The following is a 19,814-nucleotide window of genomic DNA, read 5'->3' as shown; positions in this document are numbered from 1 at the left end:
AGTGAAAAATGGGGGTTTTTGATGTACTTGCTCGAGGAATGCAAGCTAACGAGCAAATGCTGCATTATCAGAGCTTGAATATAGCCAATATGCAGACTCCTGGGTATCTTCGCACACAGGCCAATTTTAGCTCCTTATTGAAAGAGGGCCTAAACGAGAGATCATTGACTTATGATAAAAGCTCGGGCCCCTTTGTTGCGACGGGAAGACCTTTGGATTTATATCTGCAACCAAGTATTTATATGCAGGTCCGTGATGAAAGCGGTGTTGCCTATTCTCGATTTGGTCGGTTAGAGATAAATAAGGATGGCGAACTTTTAGATGGAAACGGAAAGCCGCTCGATGTTGTCGGTGCTTTTTCGGCTTCCGATATTTCGAAAGCTCGTATTGATGAACAGGGGGGCATCTGGGTCGGCGAGGAAAAGAAGGGTGCTATTGCCTTGGTTAAAATTGATAACGCGACCGTTATTAAGGAAGGGTATGTAAGAGAGGCGGAAGGCATAAGCCAATCGATCAATTCCAACGCATTGTTGAGCGGAGGGTACGAAATGTCAAATGTCAATTTTTCAGACGAGGTCGTTGATCTTATGTTAAGCATCCGATATATGAATGGACTTCAGTTTGCATATAAAAGCATCGACGGATTATATCAAAAAGCTATTTCGGACCTCGGGCGATTTTGAATTAAAAGGAGGAGGGTATGATTGATTCTATTTATATTGGGAAAAATGGTTTACGGGCGCAGCAGCAGGTTGTAGAAACCATCTCTAACAATATTGCTAATCTGAATTCAATTTCTTTTAAGAAACAACAAACCAGATTGTCTCAAGTGATTGTTTCACAGTTGGACGAAAGCGAGCGGGCCAGCATTGGTGCCCAAGAGCAAGGGCCAGCAGTGACCGGTATTTGGCGAAATATGTCGCAAGGTCAGCCACAAAAGACCGATAGGCCGCTTGATTTGGCTATTCAGGGCGCTGGTTTCTTCATTGTTCGTAAGCAGAATGGAGATATTTCCTATACCCGTTCCGGGTCGTTCGGCATTGATCCAGATGGATATGTTTCCGATAAATATGGCAATCGCCTGGAGCCTGAGATACAGCTCGAAGGCGGTGAAGTTGATTTGAAAATTGGCGCCGATGGTATGATTCAAATCACAACAAAGAATGGCTCAACGAAGGAGCTTGGAGTTTTGGAGCTAGCCTACTTTGCTAACCCAGATGCACTCCAGCTTGATGGAGCAGGGGTATTTGTTGAGACGGAAGAGTCGGGGCGTGCAGTGACTGTCGCACCAGGGCAAGATAATGCGGGATTGGTTATGCAAGGGTATCTTGAGGGCTCAAACGTAAATTTGGTGGATGAATTTACCTCACTGGTCATGGCTCAGCGCGCGTATGAAGCCAGTGCCAAGATAGTACAGACAGCAGGTGAGATGTTCGATGCCGCCAATTCCTTGCTGAAAGCGTAATAAGCTATGGGGACGATGGCAAGAATTTGGGCATCTCTCTTTTTTTTGTTTTTATTCTTTTTTTGCCATGCAGAGAGTTTGTTCGATCAAGGGAGCTACCATGCGCTTACCAGCGATAATCGGGCACTTCAAGTTGGCGACAAATTAACTGTATTGGTCAGGGAGAGTACTTCGGCAATTAGTACTGCGGATACATCGACGTCGCGGGAGTCCGAATTTGCGGCTTCGGTGAAGTACTATTCTGACGCTCACTCTGGGGGAACGCATAGCGGTAGCGGTTCTGCTGCCCTTTCCCTTGAAAGAAGTGCTATGGGTCAAGGGAAAACTGCCCGCGGCGGGAAAATTGCAGCCGAAATTACGGTGATGATATTAGCTGTAGAGCCAAATGGAGACGTGCGAGTCGCTGGCGATAAGTTGGTTTCCGTAAACGATGAAAAGCAGTTCATAAGCGTGGAAGGAAGCGTAAGAAGAGGGGATATAGCAAGTGATAACACGATTGAGTCGAACCGCTTAGCAAACGTTAAGATCGCTATCAAAGGCGAAGGGGACCTCACTGCCAGTCAAAGGCAAGGTTGGCTAACAAAAATATTAGATTGGCTTCGGATTTTTTGATGAGAAATTTGCCTATTTTAATTTTCATTTTTTCTTCTATTTGTTCTGCTGCGGATTTGCAACTTAGAAGCATTGGGCGGTTCGAAGGATGGAAAGAAAACTATTTGTCTGGCATCGGCCTTGTTTCAGGGTTGGCTGGCTCTGGTGACTCCCCTCGCAGTAAGGCAACACGGCAAGCATTGGCAAATTTGTTGTCTCGATTTGACCTCAGCGTTTCTGATTCGCAGATACTTAGCCGAAATGTTGCTTCGGTTATTGTAACCGCTACGTTACCCGCTGTTTCTCGCGCGGGAGATAGAGTCGACGTGACGGTCACTTCCATGGGTGATGCGAAATCGTTGGCTGGTGGCTCTTTACTCGTTGCTCCGCTGAAAGGCCCCAATGGAGTAATATATTGCCTTGCGCAAGGGGCAGTGAATGTGGGGGGGTTTAAGGTTGAGGCGAATCAAACAGTAGAGCAGAAAAATTATCCTACTGTTGGAATCATCCCTGGGGGGTGTGCTGTCGAGCAAGGGACATTGTCGAGCCCAAGGCCTCCGGATGGGAAACTTCGGTTTTTGCTGAACAATCCTGATTATCTGATGGCCAATCAAGTAGCAAGCAAAATAAGAGCCTCAGTTTCTGATGTAACTGTCGTCCCAAGGGATGCTGGCTTGGTGGAAGTTCAGTTTTCCGAATCTTTGTCGGATCAACGACTGGTTGAGCTAATTGCGGGGATTCAGGCTGTCCGGGTGGAGCCGATTAATCAGGTAAAAATTGTTGTAAACGAACGCAGTGGTGTAGTTGTGGCAGGTGCAAATACGGTCATATCTCCAATAACCATCTCTCATAGTGGCTTGCGTATTTCTGTTACCACTACGTCGATAGTGACTCAGCCATTGCTGGTCATCGATTCCCCTGGAACTCGGGCAACAGTAGAGAAGGACAGTAGAATTGCGGTTTCGGAAACAAGTGGGGCTGTAATTACTCGGCCGGGGAACACTATTGCAGATTTAGTCGGGGAATTGAATCGCCAACATGTCACCGCGCGTGACATGATTGCGATTCTCCAGGCAATAAAGGCATCTGGCGCCTTGTATGCGGATATTCTTGTTCAGTAAAAGGGGGAAGGCGTGAGTTCGATTCAATCGATAGATTCCATAGTAGCATCGATGACGAGCATTATTGGGCGTAGCAACGACATCGCAAAACGTATCGAAACCTTTAGCCAAGCCGTTGCCGAGGTTCAAGAGGAGGGGACGGAAGCTGCGACAGAGACCCTACTTCCGAGTGTAGACCGTCCGGAAGCAAGCCGCTTACTTGTCGATTTAGCTCATGAGGTTGCCCGCTATCAAGTATTAGGCAAACTAGCGTCTGGGGAATTGGGTATCTATTCCTTGATAGCCAACGATGGAAAGGGAGTGTGATTCAGTGGACGCATTTGCTTTGTTTGATGTGGCTCGGGCTGGTATGGATAGACAGCAATTGGTTATCCAAGCACTGGCAAACCAAATCGCATATAGGGATTCCGGCGGGGGTGGGGGAAAAGATTTCTCAATGCACATTCAACGTGAAAAGGAGGCCGCGCATGTGGGCGAACTAGATACTTCCAGTCAAGTAGAGGCAAATAAGGGCTTATCCTATTTGACGAGTGTAACCGATCTAATGGATGCGATGCGCTTGTATCAAATGAATTCCACAGTGGCCAGTGCGGCTAAAAGTTTGATTGAGCGATCTTTAGAAATTACAGGAAGATGATGATAAATCCAATTTCTTCGACGGCAAGCGTTCCCTTCCTGTCCGAGGTGGCTCATAGTTCGACCGCAGAAGTTTTTTCGAAAGTCGCCGGAAAGATAGAAGCTTTAGAGGAGAGTATTTCTTCTAATGGCCGCAGAATTGAAGGCTTCATTAATGGGAGTTCTTCAATTCCGACGCATGAGCTTGTTATCCGAATGGAGGCAACGAGGCTAGATATGGCTTTGGCTTTGCAAGTGAAGAATAAAATAGTTGAGACGGTTCAGGAAATATACCGTACACAAATTTAGGAAAAAATATGTTTTTGGGGCTGGGTGCTATAACAAATAAAAGCAAGCCGATTTTCATCGTTTTTGTAGTGGCTGTTGCTGTGTTGTTTTCGGGAGTGCTTTATTGGATTTTTTATCCTAGACAAGCCGTTCTCATTTCGGGGGGAGATTCAAGAAAGATATTGGAGGTTTCTACCGTGTTGGATAAGGAGAAGGTTCCTTATTCATTGGTTGAGGATGGCCAGGCCATTACTGTCCCAGAATCTGCCTTGAACAATGCAAAGCTTAAAGTTTTTGCCGCTGATGCAAATCTTGCTCACGAAGTAGGGCTTGAGATATTTTCTGGCGGCGATCTCGGGATGACCGATTTTACTCAGCATGTCAATTTGGTCAGGGCATTACAGGGTGAATTGTCTCGTACTATCGGAAATTTGCCCGGAATCGGATCGGCCAGGGTTCATATATCGGTTCCGGAAATGTCGGCTGGAACGCGAAGCCGTATTCTTCAGCCAAAGGCTGCTGTTACGGTAACGATGAGCACAAAAAATGATTTTTTGCCTGAAGAAAGAGTACTTGCAATTCAACAGGTAGTTGCGGCAGCAATCCCGGGGCTTCGCCTAGATGAAGTTTCCGTTATCGACGGATCCGGGCGTCCAATTTCGGGAGCAAACGAAAGTTCTGCTGGTTCATACGGACGCCATGCGCAGGAAGCCTATTTAGAAGGTAAAGTCAGGCAAGTTCTTTCGCCAGTGGTCGGAGCATCGGGTGGCTTGAGTGTTGCAGTCGCAATTACTTACAGCCAGCAGCATAGGAAGACCCTGAAAGAGGAGCCGCTGGCAGCGGGAGCCTATAAGCAGATTCCGGTTGGTGTTCTCCAATCAAAGCGGTTGCATGGTGCCGAAGTCCTGGCTGAAGATGAATCGGTGACGGATGGGGTTGAAGGCAGCGCTAAGCAGGACGAAGACTTAACTTTTGCTACTGGAAAATTCGTTGAACAAGTAGACGAAGGCCCCAGCGCAATTATTCGGTTATCCGCGAGCGTAATCATCCGCGACCCGGAAAATCCGTTATCCGATGACGCTTATACCAATATTGTGGCTGATGCGCTTGGAATGGATACTCAGCGCGGAGATCGAGTCTCGGTACAAGTTTTGGAAAGCCAGGTTTTGAATAAAGATCCACTTTCCTCCGCAAATATACCTATCGAGAAGGCTGATCGCGTTGCTGTAATTGACGGCACTGCTGATGAGCCAGGACCTAGGTATCGGGTATGGTTTCTCAGCTTGTTGGCATTTGTATTTGTAGTGGTTGGTAGTGTGTATCTTTTTAGGCGAACACAATCGCGGCGAGATGTGCTCGTCGCCGAACTACGGGCTTTGCTGTCACGTTTACACTGAGCATTCTTCCCATGAGTAAAGTTGATTTGGTGATATCGTTTTTGGAGAAGCTCGACTCTCATGAAAGAGAGAAAGTGCTTTGCTCGTTGAGTCCCGACGAAAGAGGTTTGCTCTCGAGTATTCTAGGTGAAGCGCCTGAGCGGATTGAGGGGGAAGCGCCTTCCTTTCCCGGGCTTCCAATGGATTACCAGCTTCTACTTAATCGATTAATGCTAGAGCCAGACCAAGCGGGATTGGCTTCTGCTGCTCGTAGCGCGTTGCGACGTATTATAGATGCCGGATATCTAATTTGTTAAAAAAGGGCATTGATTGTGCCGACAATTTTGAAAAAGAGCGAAATTCGCTTTTTTACCCCAAAAGATGAGGGGGATAGCTTAATCGAAGAACATCGCTGCGAGGACGATGTCGAGTTGAGCATTCTGTCTTCGGCTGTGCAAGTTCAACATGTACCTTCCCCTAGTCAGGAGCAAATGGATTTTGAGCTGCACAGACAATTGGAAGAATTGAAAGAAAAGGCTTATCAGGAAGGCTTAACGCGGGGGATGGAGGAGGGGGAGAGGAACTCGGCCTTGGTTCGCAACCGATTGGGGGCGATGTTGGATAGAATTCCCCGCGAAGTCGATAAGCAAACTTTGCAGCTTGAGGAAGTTGCAATTTCAGTTGCACTTGCGGCATCGGTCAGAATTGTTGGAGAGCATGCATTGGACCATGAGCGTGCATTGGCAACTGTGCGTTATGTTCTTGGCGAAGTGCGAGCGGAGAGGATTACGTGTCTACATCTTTCTCCCGGGGATTATGAATTCCTTACTTCTCAAGGGGTTGATCTTGGAGATAGAAGGCTCGTGCGTATCATTCCGAGCGCGCGTGTTGAAATAGGTGGATGTATAGTTGACACCGAGTCTGGGTCTTTGGACGCAAGATATGAAACACAATTAGAGCGTGTGCGTGATATTTTGAAAAAGGCCTTGAAAGAAATTGATTAGTAACCGATTCGAGCGGGCTCTTCGACGGGAGGAGCTGATATCAAGGGTAGGCCAGATTGTACGGTGTGCTGGGACAATTGTAGAAGCGGATGGCCCCGATGCTTATCTGGGGGAGATCTGTGAAATTGCCTCTATGAGGTCAGGTGAAATCACTTTTGCCGAGGTAATCGGGATTAATAATGGAAAGACATTATTATTTCCTTATGGCGATGTCGCTGGTGTTTCTGTTGGTTGCGAGGTATTTGCAACGGGGCGATTGCCAACGGCGAAAGTGGGTAATGAGGCGCTTGGAAAAGTTTTAAACGCATTTGGTGAGCCTTACGCTGATGACCAGCGGTTTGATGCCGAGACTGAGTATCCCCTTAATGCGCAGCCACTTAATCCATTGAAGCGGACCCCGATTTCCCAACGCCTGCATACGGGAATTAAAGTAATTGATCACTTCTTATCTATTGGTGTTGGGCAGAAAATCGGAATTTTTGCTGGCGGCGGGGTTGGCAAGACTTCGTTGCTGCAACAAATCGTTCAAGGTACAGACGCCGATATCTGTGTGATAGCGCTTATTGGCGAGCGAGGAAGAGAGGTCCTGGATTTTGTCCGGCATATCTCTGCTTCCAAAATTCTAGAGCGGACGGTTGTTGTTGCCGCTACGTCAGATCAACCAGCAATCATGCGGCAACGCGCAGCATACTATGCTACCGCATTGGCGGAGTATTTCCGTGATCAAAGCAAAAATGTGCTGTTGGTCATGGACAGTGTTACGCGTTTCGGGATGGCGCAGCGCGAAATTGGTCTTGCGATCGGTGATATGCCGACCGCTCGTGGTTATACGGTATCGACGTTTTCCAATTTGACTCGCTTGGTTGAAAGATGCGGAGCCATTGAAGGAAAAGGCTCGATTTCTGGTGTATATACGATCTTGGTTGAGGGGGATGATTTAAATGAGCCTCTCTCTGATACGATGCGGGCCACATTGGATGGCCATATAGTCCTTTCGCGAGAATTGGCGAATGAGCGCAGATTTCCCGCAGTTGACCTGTTGCATAGTACGAGCCGGGTTATGCCTGCTGTTGTCGATAAGCAGGCGCTGAGCTGGGCCTCGCAATTGATACGCGTAGTTGCTTTTTATGAGCGATATAAGGAGCTGGTTAACCTCGGGGTGTATGAGCCTGGCAGCAATCCAAAGCTTGATCAAGTGCTCAATGTTATCCCCGTAATTCAGGAGTTTCTGAGCCAAGATAGCAATGTGCTTGTGGACGCGGAGGTAGGCAGAGTTGGTTTGGCCAAGCTGTTCACGCATATTTCCGAAATTGAGGTTTAGCTTGGCTCACATATTTGAGACCCTAGCTCAGATCAAACAATATGAGTTGGATCGTGCCTTATTGCAGAGGGCGAAGCTCAATGAGAAGTACTTGGCATCTGAACGAAAATTGACTGATGATCGAGCTGCGCTGAGAGGCGAGTTAGCCTTGATTGAGTCCTTTTATTCTCGCGGAAAGCACCAGATGGTGCTTGCAGGCGGTGTATTGCAGCGGGTTGAGGAACTACAACAGCGTGTAAAATCATCTGCCATAGCATTGGCTCGACTGAAGACCGAATTAGATGCTTTCCAAGAGGATGTGTGGAGATTGTTCGGGCGCGTTCGGGTCTTAAAAAATGCAATTTATATCGGGGTTCAGACTTCGAGAATAAAAATTGTTAGAGACCAGGAAAAATTGCTCGACGATATCTTGGCAGTTAGGAAGTGGCAAGTTGATGGGACTGAGTAATGAACAATATTTCTTTTGGAAGTGGCCATTCGTACCTTTCATTTGAGAAGGAACAAGGCACACTTTTGCCCCCCTCTGATCAAGGGAGAAGCGGATTTTCCTGTACGTTGCAGCAATTGGAAACGTCGTTCTCCCGAGAGGCTTTCAAGGAACTACGTAACCCGGTTGGGGATTTGATCAGTGTGGCTACGGAGGCCCCTTCACCTAACCTTCAACAACGAACCCAGCCAGATGGTGTTTCGGATGGAGAAATCGCTCGCTCAAGGTTTGACGTGCAATCACCCGCCGAGGGTAAAGCTCCACTTTTACCTTCTTCCACTTTTGATTTATTTGTCTTGCGGGCGTCGAAAGTAAATCCTGGTGTGCCGAAATCGATGGGTATGGTGGAGTTGGTTTTGGCAAAAAACTCTTCTTTAGAAAATCTTTCCTTTGATGGTGCAAGCGGTACTTCGGCTTTGCCTTTTTTAGTAAAAAATGAAAATAAGGCGCCGGCTGAAAAGAGATACCGATTTTATCAAAGTGATCGCAATGGAAGGCAGGGGGTTGTTCTTGTTTCAAGCCAGGAAGATACCCTTAATTTATGGAACGACCCTGATGTGGCGATGGCATTGGGGAGCATTCCTCATGATGGACAGGTTGACGAATTGATAGTGTCCGGGAAAAAATCAAATTTAAAGAAATGAGAGGTCGGAAATGGCTATTGATTTGATCGGTGCGGTGGCGGCAAGTCCAACTCAGACGAGTTCGAGTGTAGGCAGTCTGGGGCAAGATGACTTCCTGAAAATTCTCATGACTCAATTGACCTATCAAGATCCTTTGAAGCCGATGGACAATCAGCAGTTCATCGCACAAATGGCCCAGTTCACCACGCTTGAGCAGACAAGATTGTTGAACGAAAAAATGGATTCTTTTTTAAGTAGTCAAGGCGTCCTTCAAGCATTTGGATTAATTGGAAAAAACATCGAGTATTCATCGCCTTCCGGTTTGATTTCTGGAAAAGTTGTGGCAATTAATTTTGAGAATGGTCAGCCTTTGCTGACTGCTCAGGGCGCGGCAGGCGATTTGGTTACCCAAATCAAGCTCTCTTCGGTAGCTAGCATCCGTAACTGAGGCCGTTATGTCAATAAATAGCATTCTGATTTCTAGCTCGGCAATGGCCGCTTATACACAGGGTCTGTCGACGATCAGCGAAAATATATCTAATTTGAATACAACTGCCTATAAAGGAAAGCGCCTTTCCTTTTATGAGCAGCCAGGTCAGCTGCATAAAAGCCCTTACGACGAAGGAAGCTCATTCTCTGGGGTGAGCACTGGCGAACCAACGCGTTTGCTACTTCAGGGCGATGTGCAGCAGACAGGAGCCTCATTCGATTTTGCAATTGAAGGAGAAGGTTATTTCGTGATTGGGGACACAGCCGCTCCTCTTTTTACTCGCGCGGGCAGCTTTGTTGTCGATGAGGGCAAGCGACTGGTACAGCAAGGGAGCCGTTTGCCGCTGCTTGTGTATGATCCTTTGGGGAATCTCGGACCGATTATTTTTAAATCCGAGGATAACGTCTTTCCTGGAAAAGCAACTGCGGTTTTGCATTTTGCTAATGTGCTAAATTCAGCTGCTTCAACTTATGATCTCCCCGATGCTATTAGTGTATTTAATGATGCTGGGAATGCTATCTCAGTCAAGATGAGTCTCGCGCGAGACGAAGAAGATTCAAGCAAGTGGAAGGTTACGCTAAAGACGGATGAGAAGGACTCAAAGGAGTTGGGCTCTGGGACGATTCGCTTTTTGGATAGCGGCGAGGTTGACCCAGAGAATTCAACGATTCAGTTTGAATTTACTCGTGGTGATGAAGCATCGCAAAGCATTACACTAGATTTTTCCAAGGCAAAGTGTTTTTCAACACTTAGCTCAACGTTGTCCTTAGATGGCCAAGATGGGCTTGCTGCTGGCCAGCTTAATGCTATTAAAGTCGCAAAAAATGGTGAAATAACGGCAAACTATACCAATAATAATTTAAAAATTTTGGGGAGGGTTGCGTTGGCAAGCATCGATAACCCTGATTTGCTTATTTCTCGTGAGTTTGGTGTTTTCGCCGCGGAAAATCCGTTGCTGAATATAGAAATTGGGAAGGCGGATGAGCGAGGTAGGGGGCAACTGACCCAGGGGGCTTTGGAAGCTTCTAATGTGGAATTGACTCAACAGTTTTCTTCTATGATCATTATGCAACGCGGCTATCAAGCAGCCTCTCAAGTGATTTCCACTACCAATGAGATGCTGGGGCTGCTATTTGATATTAGAGGTAAGCGTTAATTGATGGAGAAGCTTGTTTATCTGGATAGCAGCATTGAGCGGTCGCTGCTACTGAATAGCATTCGGCGTCATGTTGAGAAATGGTCTGGTATGTGGCTTAGGGTGGTGCCTCAATGCGAGATTGTTTTCCCACAGGCGGAGCCCCCTTTTGCGGCCGTATGGCTTCAAGCTGAAGGTGATCAGTTACGCGGCTGGGGGGGGATTGATGCAGCCAGGATTTGGCTATTCAGGCATGTAGTAGGTCATGATACGGATGAATTATTGACCGGCTTGCCAGCTTGGTGTGAACAATGGATGAATGCTGCGTTAGCTGGTTTTTGGCAGGCACTTTCTAGTTCATCATGTGCCCCTGCAAGTTTTGTTGATGAACCACCGAACGTTGTCGACGGCTCACGGTTTTTCCAGGTCATACTTAGCTCCGAGTTAGGGGTTTTCCGGATTATGTTGCGGCTCTCCGATGTTAAGAGGGTTTATGGGGAGGATGTAGCAAAGAGACAGGTTTCCAGTTGGGGAAAGTGCTTGGGGGACGAACGGGAGGCCTACGGTGTTTTCTTGCCATCTGTTGAACTACCCTTGTCGGATGTTTTGAGCTTGGAGTTGGGGGACACCATTTTGCTTGATAAGCCGGTCCAAACTCGAGTTGAGGTCCGGAGAAACGATAGATTTCTGGCTGAGTGCGAGGTTTCTTCTTTACCGGGGTCCCTTTTGAAAGTCATCAGATTGTCGAATGAAAGGTAATCGAATTTATGGAAGAGCTTCCGATGGTATCTGCTGTGCAATTGAAAGATATGGTGCCGGAAAAAGAGGGCGAGCTTATTCGTACGCCAAGTGGTCTTTTCGATCCATTGCGTTATGTGGGTGATGTTAAGGTGAAGTTGGAGTTTCGAATTGGCGAGGCTAGCTTGTCGATAGCTGATTTGCGTAAAATGAAGCCTGGCGCCTTTATTGCAATGGAAGATAAGCCTGCACTAACGGTGGATATCTTCCTTAACGGAAGCCTGATCGGGGTTGGTGAGTTGGTGAATTCTGAGGGGGTTCTTGGTGTAAGAGTGGTGAATTTTTCAGCGGAGTGATGGTGGAAATTTGGTCTGTCCTATTGAATAGCCTTTTGTTTTTGTTTGTTGTGGCCTTGCTTTTCCTTGTGGCGGGTTACTTCAAAAAAAAACAAAGTGGCAGTCTTAAGTTCGGGAGATGGGGAGTACGAGGCGAAGAATGGGTTCGTGTAACTGGAAGGAAGGTTATATCCACCCGGCATAGCTTAATTGAATTGGAGTGGCGGGGGGTGAGGTATTTCGCCCACCTGAGCGACTCTCATATCACAATAATAGATCAGGAAAAGATTGAAGGTGATGAGGCCGTGTAGATTTTTAATCTTCGTATTTATTCTTCTATTGCCCTCCGTTATTTTTGCGGCAAGCGAAGATCATGCGATGGCAAGTGCGGTTGGTTCCGCAATGGACTATGCCAATGGCACAAGCTATATGCGCATCGTTGTGTTGATGACGTTGCTGGCTTTGGTGCCAATTTTATTGATATCTGCAACGGCATTTACCAGAATTTTGATTGTGCTGTCTTCTGTGCGGATGGGATTGGGCATGCCCGAAACCCCGTCCTCGTCGGTGATTATTACTTTGGCACTCTGCCTGACGATGTTTGCGATGGCGCCTGTTGGAAGGTCAATAAATGAAGTGGCCTTGCAACCATACTTGGAAAATAAAATTAGCTCCGTTGATTTTATTGAAAAGGCTTCGGTCCCTTTGAAAAAATTCATGTTGGCTCATACAAGAGAGGCTGACATTTTGCTTGTGGACGATCTCGCTCGGGGTAATGATATTGAGGGGACTGCTGAAACGGAGCACGAGACCTTGGCTAAGGAGCCTCCTCTTTGGCAGCTGGTTCCCGCTTTTATGCTTAGCGAGCTGCGTACAGCATTTCAAATGGCCTTTATGGTTTTACTGCCGTTCTTATTGGTGGATTTGCTGGTGTCTGTTGGATTGATGTCATTGGGGATGATGATGGTCCCCCCTACAACAATTGCCTTGCCTTTGAAAATATTGATGTTTGTTTTGGTTGATGGTTGGGCTCTGATCGCTCGTTCACTTGTAATGGGATACAGCTAGTTGGTTTCCTTCTTCAGATGGCTGTGTTTCGTAGTTTTTTGGTGGAGCCTGGTAGCCCAGGCGATGGTCGGGAATGATGGAGCTGACGCTTTACGCGAAGGCCGCCTCGCCAACGGCCTGAACTACATCGTGCGCAGTCATGCCACGCCCGCCGACAAGGTGGAGCTGCGCCTGCTGGTGCGGGCGGGGTCGCTGCACGAGGCCGACGACGAGCAGGGCATCGCGCACCTGGTCGAGCACCTGGCGTTCGGCCACACCCGGCATTTCGCGCCCGGCGAAGTGGTGGATTTCCTCAACGGCCAGGGCATGCGCATCGGCAGCGACAGCAATGCCTTCACCGCCCACCATTTCACCGCGTACCAGCTCAGCGTGAACCGCGACGCCGCCGACCGCGCGTTGACGCTGCTGGCCGACTGGGCGGACGGTGGTGTGGTGTTCGACCCGGCCATCGTCGCCAGGGAACGCACCATCGTGCTCGACGAGATGCGCCTGCGCGAAGCGGCGACCAAGTGGAGCGGCGAATACCTGGACGCGATGTTCGCCGAGCCGCGCTACGGCGCGCGCATGCCGATCGGCCAGGAAGCGGTGATCCGCGAGCTGCCGCTGGCGCGGATCGAGGCGTTCTACCGCCGTCACTACGTGGGGCCGCGCATGACGTTGCTGGTGGTGGGCGACCTCGATGCGGCGCAGGTCGAGGCGCGGGTGAGGCAGGCGTTCGCCAAGGTGCCGGCCGGGCCGGCGCCGGCCGAGCCCGCCGTGGTGGCGCCCAGCGGCGAGCGGCGCGGTTTCACCCAATTCCAGGCGCAATGGCTGGCGCGCTCACAGCTCAATTGGGCGTGGGTCGAAGCGCAGCCGGCCGCGCGCCCGTTCGAGCAGGAGCTGGCCGACTACCGGCGCGTGTTGGCGATGATGCTGGTCCAGGCGCGATTGGGCATGGAGCCCGGCTACTGGCCGCTGGCCGACCTGACGCCGCAGCACCGGCAATGGATCCTGCAACTGAACAGCAAGCAGGGCGGCGACCGCGCCACGGTCGAGCGGATGTATGCCGCGATCGAAGCCGCGCGGCGCGATGGCTTTGGCGACGACGAAGTGGCCGACGGCAAGCGCCGGCTGCGCGAGCTGGTCGAGGCCAACCACCCGATGGAGGCGGCGCGCTGGACCAGCGCAGCGTTGGTCAACCAGTACCAGGTGGCCGCGCTGATGCACGACAACGTCTACGAACCGGCGCAACTGCATGCGCTGTTCGAGCGCTTCGCCGAACAGACCGATGCGGCGGCGGTGACCGCGGCGTGGCGCGACCTGAGCGCGCAGCCCACGCAGGTGGTCTCGGCCTGGCGCGCGCCGAGCGAGAACGCCACGGCCTTCGTCGGCATCGACGACGACGAGGTGGCGCAAGTGGTGGCCGACCTGGGCGCGCGCCAGCGGCTGGAGGGCGGCCGGGCGGCGAATACCGTGCAGTTGATGGCCCACCTGCCGCCGGCTGGAACGGTCGCCAAGCGGGAGGACGCGCCGGGCGGCGGCGTGCTGCATCTGGCCAACGGCGCCACCGTGGTGTGGCAGCGCCAGCGCTCGCCCAGCGAGCAGATGGGGCTGTCGCTGACGATCGACGGCGGCCAGCTTTCCGCCGGCAGCCCGGAATGGCTGGCGACCGCCGCGGTGCCGTTCTATCTGAACGAAGCCGGCTGGGGCGGGCTGTCGCGCGAGCAGGTGCAGGGCGCGTTGGCCGGCAAGACCGTCATGCTGTGGCCGTGGGTCGACCTGGACACGCACGGCATCGGCGGCGCCGCGCGCGCCGAGGAATTCGAAACGCTGCTGCAACTGGCGCACCTGCAATTGCTGGAGCCGCCGCCCAGTGCCGCCGCGCGCGACTACGCGCTGTCGCGGCTGAAGGCCGGCAGCGGCCAGTTCCTCGGCGCGGCTTCGTGGCAGCGGCTGTACGCGCCGCTGGTCTGGCCCTACGACAACTGGAAGGATCAGGACTACCGGCTGCTGTTCCCGCTGGAGGTGGTCACCGCGCACCGCAACCTGTACGGCGATCCGGCGCGCTGGACCGTGGCGGTGACCGGCGTGGCCGACCCGGCGCGGCTGGAGGCGCTGGTCGCGCGTTACCTCGGCGGCGTGGCGCCGCGCGCGCCCAGCCGCGCCGCGCCGGAGCCGCAACGGCTTCAGCCCCATGCGCAGCATGTCTACGGTGGCGGGCCGGCCAAGCGCGAGGCCAGCCTCATCTGGCGGGTGATGGCCCCGGAGGATTTCGACGGCGCCGATGCGTGGATCGCCGCCTCGCTGGCGGACATCCTGCGCCAGCGCCTGATGGCCAGCCTGCGCTTCGAGCAGGGCGACTCCTACGGGGCGGAGGCCGGCCACGGCATGTTCCGCTCGCTGGGCGTCGGTCTGTGGCTGCGCGCCAGCGTCCCGGCCGACGCGTGCGCGCGCACCATCGAGACCTCGGTGGCGACGCTACGCCGGCTGGCGGGCGAGGGCGTGACCGAGGCCGAGTTCCAGGGGGCGCAGGCGCGTTCGCGCAAGTGGGTGGCCGATCTGCCGCAGATGCCGGTGGATTACGCCAGCGCCGTCGCCTTCCAGTACCGCATGGGCGGCAAGGCCGCGCTGGCGTTCGAGCCGGCCCGCCTCTATACCCGCGCCCGGCTCGACGCCGCCGCCGCGCGCTGGCTGGCGCCGCAGCACGTGTACCTGGAACGGATCGGTTGCGGCGGCACCTGGGGCGACCATGACCTGGAGGCGTTGTGGCAGGCGCCGGCCCGGGTGGCGGGGCCCTGACCGGCGTATTGCGGGCACTGTCCTACAGCGATCCGCGCGGCGTCCCGACAGCTTCGGCGGCGCCGTGCGTGCACGCTATCGGTATCCGGCCGCAGCCGCGGCCCAACTGATCGCAAGGAGGCGCCCCATGCTGAGCGAACTGATTTCCGCCGAGCGCGCGCGGACCAAGATTGCCGCGTTGTTCGATTCCGAAGCCGCCGCCACCGGCGCCGCCGAGCGGGTGCGGCGCGATGCCGGCGTCGACCGGGGCCAGGTGCGGCTGGTGCGGCCCGGCGAAGCGCACTTCGGCCGCAAGCTCGAACCCGAGGAACGCGGCATCGTCCTGACCGCGATCCGTGCCCATCTGACGCTGGGGCTGGTCGGCGCGGTGGTGGGGTTGATCGTGTACGGGGTGCTGTATATCGCCGGGATTCCGGCGGTGGTGAGCAGCCCGGTGGTCGCCGCCGCCCTGGCCGCGTCGTTCGGGCTGGTATTCGGCCTGCTGGCCGGCGGCCTGGCCACCGCGCGTCCCGACCACCAGGCGGTGGTCGCCCCTGTGCGCGAGGCGGTGCATGCCGGGCGCTGGGCGGTGGTGGTGCACCCGGCATCGCCTCAGCAGTGCGACGACGCGCTCAAGGTGCTGCACGGCGCCAGCGGCGAGGTGGTGCGCACCATTTAGGGTGAATCGACATTCAAACGCGGGTGCGAAGGACGAAGGCCGGGATGCAGGGCAAGGCGTGCCGAGCGAAGTGGGGTGATCCCCACGAGCGAGGCGCAACGCAGCCATGCGCCCGGCCTTCGTCCTTCCCTGCGGGTTGGTCCGTGGGCCGGCGTCTGCTTTGTCGCACGGCTTGCAGATAGGAGGGCTATCTGCTGCGCCGCGCTTCGCGCAGCCATCCGGCCCACGGATCAACGCATCCCACGTTTGAATGTCGATTCACCCTAGGCGGCATCGTACTGCGCGGGGCCAGAGATAGAGCCTCGTCGTGGCTCCTGGTCATGCAAAGGCCCCGCCGGCGGGGCCTTTGTCATGGACCCGCCCGTTCAGGCGCGCGCCAGCAACTTGCGCAGCGGGGTGGGGATGCCCGCGGCCAGCGCTTCGGCGCGGCTGAACCAGCGTCCGGCGGATTCGCGCAACACCGGCGCGTGACCGCTCACCCGCGCCGGCAGCGGGGTGATGGTCAGGCGGAAGTGGGTGAACACGTGCACCAGCTCGGCGCCGGCCGCGCCGGGGTCGATCTCCAGGCCGAAGCGCGTGCGCGCCGCGGCTTCCGCCTCCAGCGTGGTCGGCACTTCCGGCAGGCTCCACAGGCCGCCCCAGATGCCGGTCGGCGGGCGTTGCTCCAGCAGCAGGCGACCGGCGTCGTCGGCGATCAGCAGCATCACGGTGCTGCGCTCGGGCACGGTCTTCTTCGGTTTGGGCGTCGGCAACTCGTGCTGGCGCCCTTCGCGGCGGGCCGCACAGTCGTCGGCCAGCGGACAGGCCATGCACGCCGGCTTGCGCGGCGTGCACACCGTGGCGCCCAGGTCCATCTGCGCCTGGGTGTAGGCCGGCATCGCGGCGGCGTCGGCCGGCAGCAGCTCGGCGGCCAGCCGCCACAGGCGCTGCTCCACCGCGCGCTCTCCCGGAAAACCGTCGATGCCGGCCCAGCGGGTCAGCACCCGCTTGACGTTGCCGTCGAGGATGGGGGTGCGGACGGCGAACGAGAACGCGGCGACGGCGGCGGCGGTGGAGCGGCCGATGCCGGGCAGTTCGGCCAGCGCGGCCGGGTCGCGCGGGAAGGTGCCGCCGAAGCGTTCCATCACCATGCGCGCGGCCGCGTGCAGGTTGCGGGCGCGGCTGTAGTAGCCCAGGCCGCTCCACAGCGCCAGCACGTCGTCCTGCGGCGCGGCCGCCAGCGCGGCCACGTCGGGAAAGCGCTCCAGAAAGCGGGCGTAGTACGACAGCACCGTGGTCACCTGCGTCTGTTGCAGCATGATTTCGGACAGCCACACGCGGTACGGGTCGCTGACCTGCCACGGCAGATCGTGCCGGCCGTGGCTGGCGTGCCAGGCGATCAGGCGTTCGGCGAAGGAAGGGGTCATTGCTGTTTCTTGGCGGCCGGCCGGGCGGCCGGCGGAGTGGGGACGGGCTTGGCCCTGGCGGGCGCGGCGGGCTTGGCGGCGGCTTTCTGCCGGGCTTCCAGCTGCTCGCGCAGCGCGGTGTAGTCCACCCGGTATTCGGGCGAGGCCAGCGAGCCGGTCAGGCGGATCGGCACCGTCAGGCCGACGATGTCGCGCAGCTCGGGCACGCGCGGGTTGGCGCTGGCGCGCATGGTGTAGTCGATGCTGCCGCGCCCCAGGTCGATCTGCCCGCCGCCGTCCAGCCGCAGCAGCCCGGTGCCGACGTAGAGGTCGCGGTTGCTGGCGATGCCGTCCTTGATGGCCAGGCTGGCGTGCAGCTCGGAGAAGTGGGTGCTGGCCTTCATGTCGGCCGGGCTCACCTGCTCGCCGTTCATCAATCTGATCTGCTGGTTGGCGGTGCGCAGCAGCGCTTCCAGGTCCATGCCGCGGATCAGGCCGCGCGCCAGCGACATGCGGGCGCGGCCGTTGGCCGACGCGCGGATCTCCGATAGCCGCGAGCCGCTGGCCGAGACGTCCAGGTCGAGCTGACCGCGGCCTTCGAAGCGCGTGGTGGCGAGCAGGTCGTTCATCAGCGGGTTGACGTTGACGTCGGACAGCAGCTGCCGCACATGGAAGCTCGGCACGTCGCCCGAGGCATCGATCTCCATCTGGCCGGACAGCTCGCCGCCGTAGATGTGCGCCGACAGCGGATCGAGCCGCACCTTGCCGTCGTTGGCCTGGAAGTCGAGCGCGATGTTTTCCAGGTGCAGGTTGTTCACCACGAATTCGCCGATATGCAGCTGCCCCTGGGCGTCCATCTGCTGCAACCAGCCGAACTCGAACGGCGTCTCGGTATCGACCGCCTTGGCGCCTTCGGCCACCGCCGGCAGGTAGGGCGTGAGGTCGAGCCGCGCCAGGTCCAGGTCGAGGCGATAGCTGGGGCGGACGAAGTTGCGCACCCCGAAGCGGGTGGCGAACTCGGCGCCATCCAGCGTGCCGCGGTTGTCGAGCGCGATGGTCTCCTGTTGCAGGTCCAGGCTGGCTTCGCCCGACAGTTCGAACGGAATCGCGCCGCGCGGCAGGCCCTTGTTGGTGTAGGTGCCCGTCAGCCGGTAGTTGGGCAGGCGCGCCAGCGTGCCCTGGTGCAGTTCCAGCGGGCTGGCGAAGTTGAGGGTGAAGGTCTGGTCGGGCGAACTGAGCTTCACGTCCAGCTTGGCGGCATCGGCGCGCAATGAGCCGCGCTGGGTGCCGGCCAGCGCCGGCACGTCCAGCTCGGCCTCGATGCGGCTTTGCGGGCTGCGGATGTCCAGCGCGAACTTCAGGTCGTTCAGCCGCGCCACGCCGTTGCGGAAATCGATGCGCGGCGCGTCCAGGTTCCATTGCCACGCCTGCCGCTCGCGCGTGCCCACCGCCTTCACCTTGAGCGAGCCGCCGTTCAGCCGCAGCGGCTCCCAGCCGTAGACCAGCTCGCCGGTGGCGTCGAGTTGCGCGTGCGTCACCGCCAGGCTGTCGGCGCTCTTGCCCTGCTGCGTCATCGACAAGGTGAGCCCGGCCACGTACAGGCGGCGCTCGGCGGCCACGTAGCGCAGCGCGGCGCCGGCCTCGGTGTGGGTGCGCCATTGCGGCCGACCGCCTTGCGCCAGCACCAGATCGCCGCTCAGCGTCAGCGCGCCTTCCTTGGGATCGGTCGGGCGGTCGACGGTGACGTTCAGCTGGTTCAGGGTGAGCGAATCGCCGCTGGTGGTGTCGACATAGTCGAAGCGCGCCTCGCGGAACGACAGCGCCTGCAGGTCGAAGCGCAGTTCGGCGTGGGCGCCGCGGCTGGAGAGCAGGTCGTCGAAGTTGTAGCGACCGTTGCCGATGCGGCGGATCGACAGCTCGGGGCGCTCGGCCTCCAGCCGGGTGATGCTGACCTGGTGCCGGCGCAACAGCGCCCACGGCGACAGGTCGATGCGCACCCGGTCGGCGCGGGCGAAGCGGGTGCTGGCGTCGGTTTCGGACAGCGTGACGCCCTCGGCGATCAGCGCCGGGGAGGGCAACAGCACCACGTGGGTGTCGCCCTGGATCGTCAGCATGCGGCCGGTCTCGCGGAATATCAGCGCGCGCAACTCGTTGCGCGCGTATTCGGCGTCGAAGAAGTACGGCCCGATCCCCAACAACAGGGTCAGGGCAAAGACCAGCAGCAAGGTGATCCGGAAGGGACGGGAATGTCGGAGGTCCATCGCTTCTGCGTGCGATTCGAAAGCAGCCGTGGCAATGCGACCGATTATCGCGGGCGATCCGTCGTTTTGCCTAGG

21 protein-coding genes are annotated in these 19,814 nt (G+C 55.7%); 19 read left to right on the top strand and 2 right to left on the bottom strand.

Annotated elements, in window-relative coordinates; genetic code table 11:
- Positions 1 to 8 precede the first annotated feature (8 nt).
- The 19 genes from C556_RS22450 (at position 9) to C556_RS0116155 (ending at position 16,093) form a co-directional block, all read left to right on the top strand.
- On the top strand, positions 9 to 683 hold the full coding sequence (locus C556_RS22450; RefSeq protein WP_083930640.1) for a flagellar hook-basal body complex protein: 675 nt from the start codon (positions 9 to 11) through the stop codon (positions 681 to 683).
- Between the two features lie 17 nt (positions 684 to 700).
- On the top strand, positions 701 to 1,465 hold the full coding sequence (locus C556_RS22445; protein ID WP_083930639.1) for a flagellar hook-basal body protein: 765 nt from the start codon (positions 701 to 703) through the stop codon (positions 1,463 to 1,465).
- Positions 1,466 to 1,480: 15 nt separating this feature from the next.
- Positions 1,481 to 2,077, top strand: a complete 597-nt coding sequence (locus C556_RS22440) for a flagellar basal body L-ring protein FlgH (RefSeq protein ID WP_157236223.1) — start codon at positions 1,481 to 1,483, stop codon at positions 2,075 to 2,077.
- On the top strand, positions 2,038 to 3,177 hold the full coding sequence (gene flgI / locus C556_RS22435; protein WP_157236222.1) for a flagellar basal body P-ring protein FlgI: 1,140 nt from the start codon (positions 2,038 to 2,040) through the stop codon (positions 3,175 to 3,177). The genes C556_RS22440 and flgI overlap by 40 nt, the downstream gene beginning before the upstream one ends.
- A 12-nt stretch (positions 3,178 to 3,189) precedes the next feature.
- A complete protein-coding gene (locus C556_RS23190) occupies positions 3,190 to 3,483 on the top strand; it encodes a hypothetical protein (RefSeq protein ID WP_157236221.1) in 294 nt (97 codons plus the stop codon).
- A gap of 4 nt (positions 3,484 to 3,487) precedes the next feature.
- Positions 3,488 to 3,814 carry a flagellar basal body rod protein FlgC gene (locus C556_RS23185; RefSeq protein WP_157236220.1) on the top strand — a complete coding sequence of 109 codons (327 nt, stop codon included), beginning with the start codon at positions 3,488 to 3,490 and terminating at the stop codon, positions 3,812 to 3,814.
- Positions 3,811 to 4,101 (top strand): flagellar hook-basal body complex protein FliE, encoded by a 291-nt coding sequence (gene fliE, locus C556_RS24290; protein ID WP_157236219.1) that lies wholly within the window; start codon positions 3,811 to 3,813, stop codon positions 4,099 to 4,101. Before C556_RS23185 ends, fliE begins: the two co-directional genes overlap by 4 nt.
- A gap of 8 nt (positions 4,102 to 4,109) precedes the next feature.
- Complete coding sequence (locus C556_RS22430) at positions 4,110 to 5,477, top strand: flagellar M-ring protein FliF C-terminal domain-containing protein (protein WP_083930636.1); 1,368 nt, start codon at positions 4,110 to 4,112, stop codon at positions 5,475 to 5,477.
- A 311-nt stretch (positions 5,478 to 5,788) separates the two neighbouring features.
- The gene (locus C556_RS22425) at positions 5,789 to 6,460 is read left to right on the top strand and encodes a FliH/SctL family protein (RefSeq protein WP_245559266.1); all 672 of its coding nucleotides are present in this window, start codon (positions 5,789 to 5,791) and stop codon (positions 6,458 to 6,460) included.
- Positions 6,453 to 7,781 (top strand): FliI/YscN family ATPase, encoded by a 1,329-nt coding sequence (locus C556_RS22420; protein ID WP_040431335.1) that lies wholly within the window; start codon positions 6,453 to 6,455, stop codon positions 7,779 to 7,781. Before C556_RS22425 ends, C556_RS22420 begins: the two co-directional genes overlap by 8 nt.
- A gap of 1 nt (position 7,782) precedes the next feature.
- Positions 7,783 to 8,229, top strand: a complete 447-nt coding sequence (locus C556_RS0116180; RefSeq protein WP_018749294.1) for a hypothetical protein — start codon at positions 7,783 to 7,785, stop codon at positions 8,227 to 8,229.
- On the top strand, positions 8,229 to 8,912 hold the full coding sequence (locus tag C556_RS23175; protein ID WP_157236217.1) for a hypothetical protein: 684 nt from the start codon (positions 8,229 to 8,231) through the stop codon (positions 8,910 to 8,912). The genes C556_RS0116180 and C556_RS23175 overlap by 1 nt, the downstream gene beginning before the upstream one ends.
- Before the next feature lie 10 nt (positions 8,913 to 8,922).
- Positions 8,923 to 9,339: a flagellar hook assembly protein FlgD gene (locus tag C556_RS0116175; protein WP_018749293.1), complete on the top strand. Its 417-nt coding sequence runs from the start codon at positions 8,923 to 8,925 to the stop codon at positions 9,337 to 9,339.
- Positions 9,340 to 9,346: 7 nt separating this feature from the next.
- Positions 9,347 to 10,537 (top strand): flagellar hook-basal body complex protein, encoded by a 1,191-nt coding sequence (locus tag C556_RS22415; RefSeq protein ID WP_083930634.1) that lies wholly within the window; start codon positions 9,347 to 9,349, stop codon positions 10,535 to 10,537.
- Positions 10,538 to 10,540: 3 nt separating this feature from the next.
- Positions 10,541 to 11,275: a FliM/FliN family flagellar motor C-terminal domain-containing protein gene (locus C556_RS22410; RefSeq protein WP_083930633.1), complete on the top strand. Its 735-nt coding sequence runs from the start codon at positions 10,541 to 10,543 to the stop codon at positions 11,273 to 11,275.
- Positions 11,276 to 11,283: 8 nt separating this feature from the next.
- Positions 11,284 to 11,610 (top strand): FliM/FliN family flagellar motor switch protein, encoded by a 327-nt coding sequence (locus C556_RS0116170; RefSeq protein ID WP_083930632.1) that lies wholly within the window; start codon positions 11,284 to 11,286, stop codon positions 11,608 to 11,610.
- Positions 11,611 to 11,886: 276 nt separating this feature from the next.
- Positions 11,887 to 12,657: a flagellar type III secretion system pore protein FliP gene (locus C556_RS0116165; RefSeq protein WP_026263152.1), complete on the top strand. Its 771-nt coding sequence runs from the start codon at positions 11,887 to 11,889 to the stop codon at positions 12,655 to 12,657.
- Positions 12,658 to 12,720: 63 nt separating this feature from the next.
- A complete protein-coding gene (locus C556_RS0116160; protein ID WP_018749290.1) occupies positions 12,721 to 15,435 on the top strand; it encodes a M16 family metallopeptidase in 2,715 nt (904 codons plus the stop codon).
- A 127-nt stretch (positions 15,436 to 15,562) separates the two neighbouring features.
- Entirely contained in the window at positions 15,563 to 16,093 is a 531-nt protein-coding gene (locus C556_RS0116155) for a hypothetical protein (RefSeq protein WP_018749289.1), read from the top strand.
- A gap of 365 nt (positions 16,094 to 16,458) precedes the next feature.
- Here C556_RS0116155 and mutY read toward each other — a convergent pair whose 3' ends face one another.
- Positions 16,459 to 17,499: an A/G-specific adenine glycosylase gene (gene mutY, locus C556_RS0116150; protein ID WP_018749288.1), complete on the bottom strand. Its 1,041-nt coding sequence runs from the start codon at positions 17,497 to 17,499 to the stop codon at positions 16,459 to 16,461.
- Positions 17,496 to 19,739: an AsmA family protein gene (locus C556_RS0116145; RefSeq protein WP_157236213.1), complete on the bottom strand. Its 2,244-nt coding sequence runs from the start codon at positions 19,737 to 19,739 to the stop codon at positions 17,496 to 17,498. Before C556_RS0116145 ends, mutY begins: the two co-directional genes overlap by 4 nt.
- Positions 19,740 to 19,814: the final 75 nt, after the last annotated feature.

It is taken from the genome of Chitiniphilus shinanonensis DSM 23277 (genome assembly GCF_000374805.1).
Lineage (GTDB): Bacteria > Pseudomonadota > Gammaproteobacteria > Burkholderiales > Chitinibacteraceae > Chitiniphilus > Chitiniphilus shinanonensis.
This window is presented reverse-complemented; position numbering and strand designations above follow the sequence as displayed.

Excerpts from the sequence above, each read along its gene's own strand:
- fliE (WP_157236219.1), top strand. The coding sequence starts at position 3,811 with ATGATGATAAATCCAATTTCTTCGACGGCAAGCGTTCCCTTCCTGTCC.
- C556_RS22410 (WP_083930633.1), top strand. The coding sequence starts at position 10,541 with ATGGAGAAGCTTGTTTATCTGGATAGCAGCATTGAGCGGTCGCTGCTA.
- C556_RS0116160 (WP_018749290.1), top strand. The coding sequence starts at position 12,721 with ATGGTCGGGAATGATGGAGCTGACGCTTTACGCGAAGGCCGCCTCGCC.
- C556_RS22430 (WP_083930636.1), top strand. The coding sequence starts at position 4,110 with ATGTTTTTGGGGCTGGGTGCTATAACAAATAAAAGCAAGCCGATTTTC.
- C556_RS0116165 (WP_026263152.1), top strand. The coding sequence starts at position 11,887 with ATGAGGCCGTGTAGATTTTTAATCTTCGTATTTATTCTTCTATTGCCC.
- C556_RS22450 (WP_083930640.1), top strand. The coding sequence starts at position 9 with ATGGGGGTTTTTGATGTACTTGCTCGAGGAATGCAAGCTAACGAGCAA.
- C556_RS0116175 (WP_018749293.1), top strand. The coding sequence starts at position 8,923 with ATGGCTATTGATTTGATCGGTGCGGTGGCGGCAAGTCCAACTCAGACG.
- C556_RS23175 (WP_157236217.1), top strand. The coding sequence starts at position 8,229 with ATGAACAATATTTCTTTTGGAAGTGGCCATTCGTACCTTTCATTTGAG.
- C556_RS0116170 (WP_083930632.1), top strand. The coding sequence starts at position 11,284 with ATGGAAGAGCTTCCGATGGTATCTGCTGTGCAATTGAAAGATATGGTG.
- C556_RS22440 (WP_157236223.1), top strand. The coding sequence starts at position 1,481 with ATGGCAAGAATTTGGGCATCTCTCTTTTTTTTGTTTTTATTCTTTTTT.
- C556_RS0116145 (WP_157236213.1), bottom strand. The coding sequence starts at position 19,739 with ATGGACCTCCGACATTCCCGTCCCTTCCGGATCACCTTGCTGCTGGTC.
- mutY (WP_018749288.1), bottom strand. The coding sequence starts at position 17,499 with ATGACCCCTTCCTTCGCCGAACGCCTGATCGCCTGGCACGCCAGCCAC.
- C556_RS22445 (WP_083930639.1), top strand. The coding sequence starts at position 701 with ATGATTGATTCTATTTATATTGGGAAAAATGGTTTACGGGCGCAGCAG.
- C556_RS0116155 (WP_018749289.1), top strand. The coding sequence starts at position 15,563 with ATGCTGAGCGAACTGATTTCCGCCGAGCGCGCGCGGACCAAGATTGCC.
- C556_RS22415 (WP_083930634.1), top strand. The coding sequence starts at position 9,347 with ATGTCAATAAATAGCATTCTGATTTCTAGCTCGGCAATGGCCGCTTAT.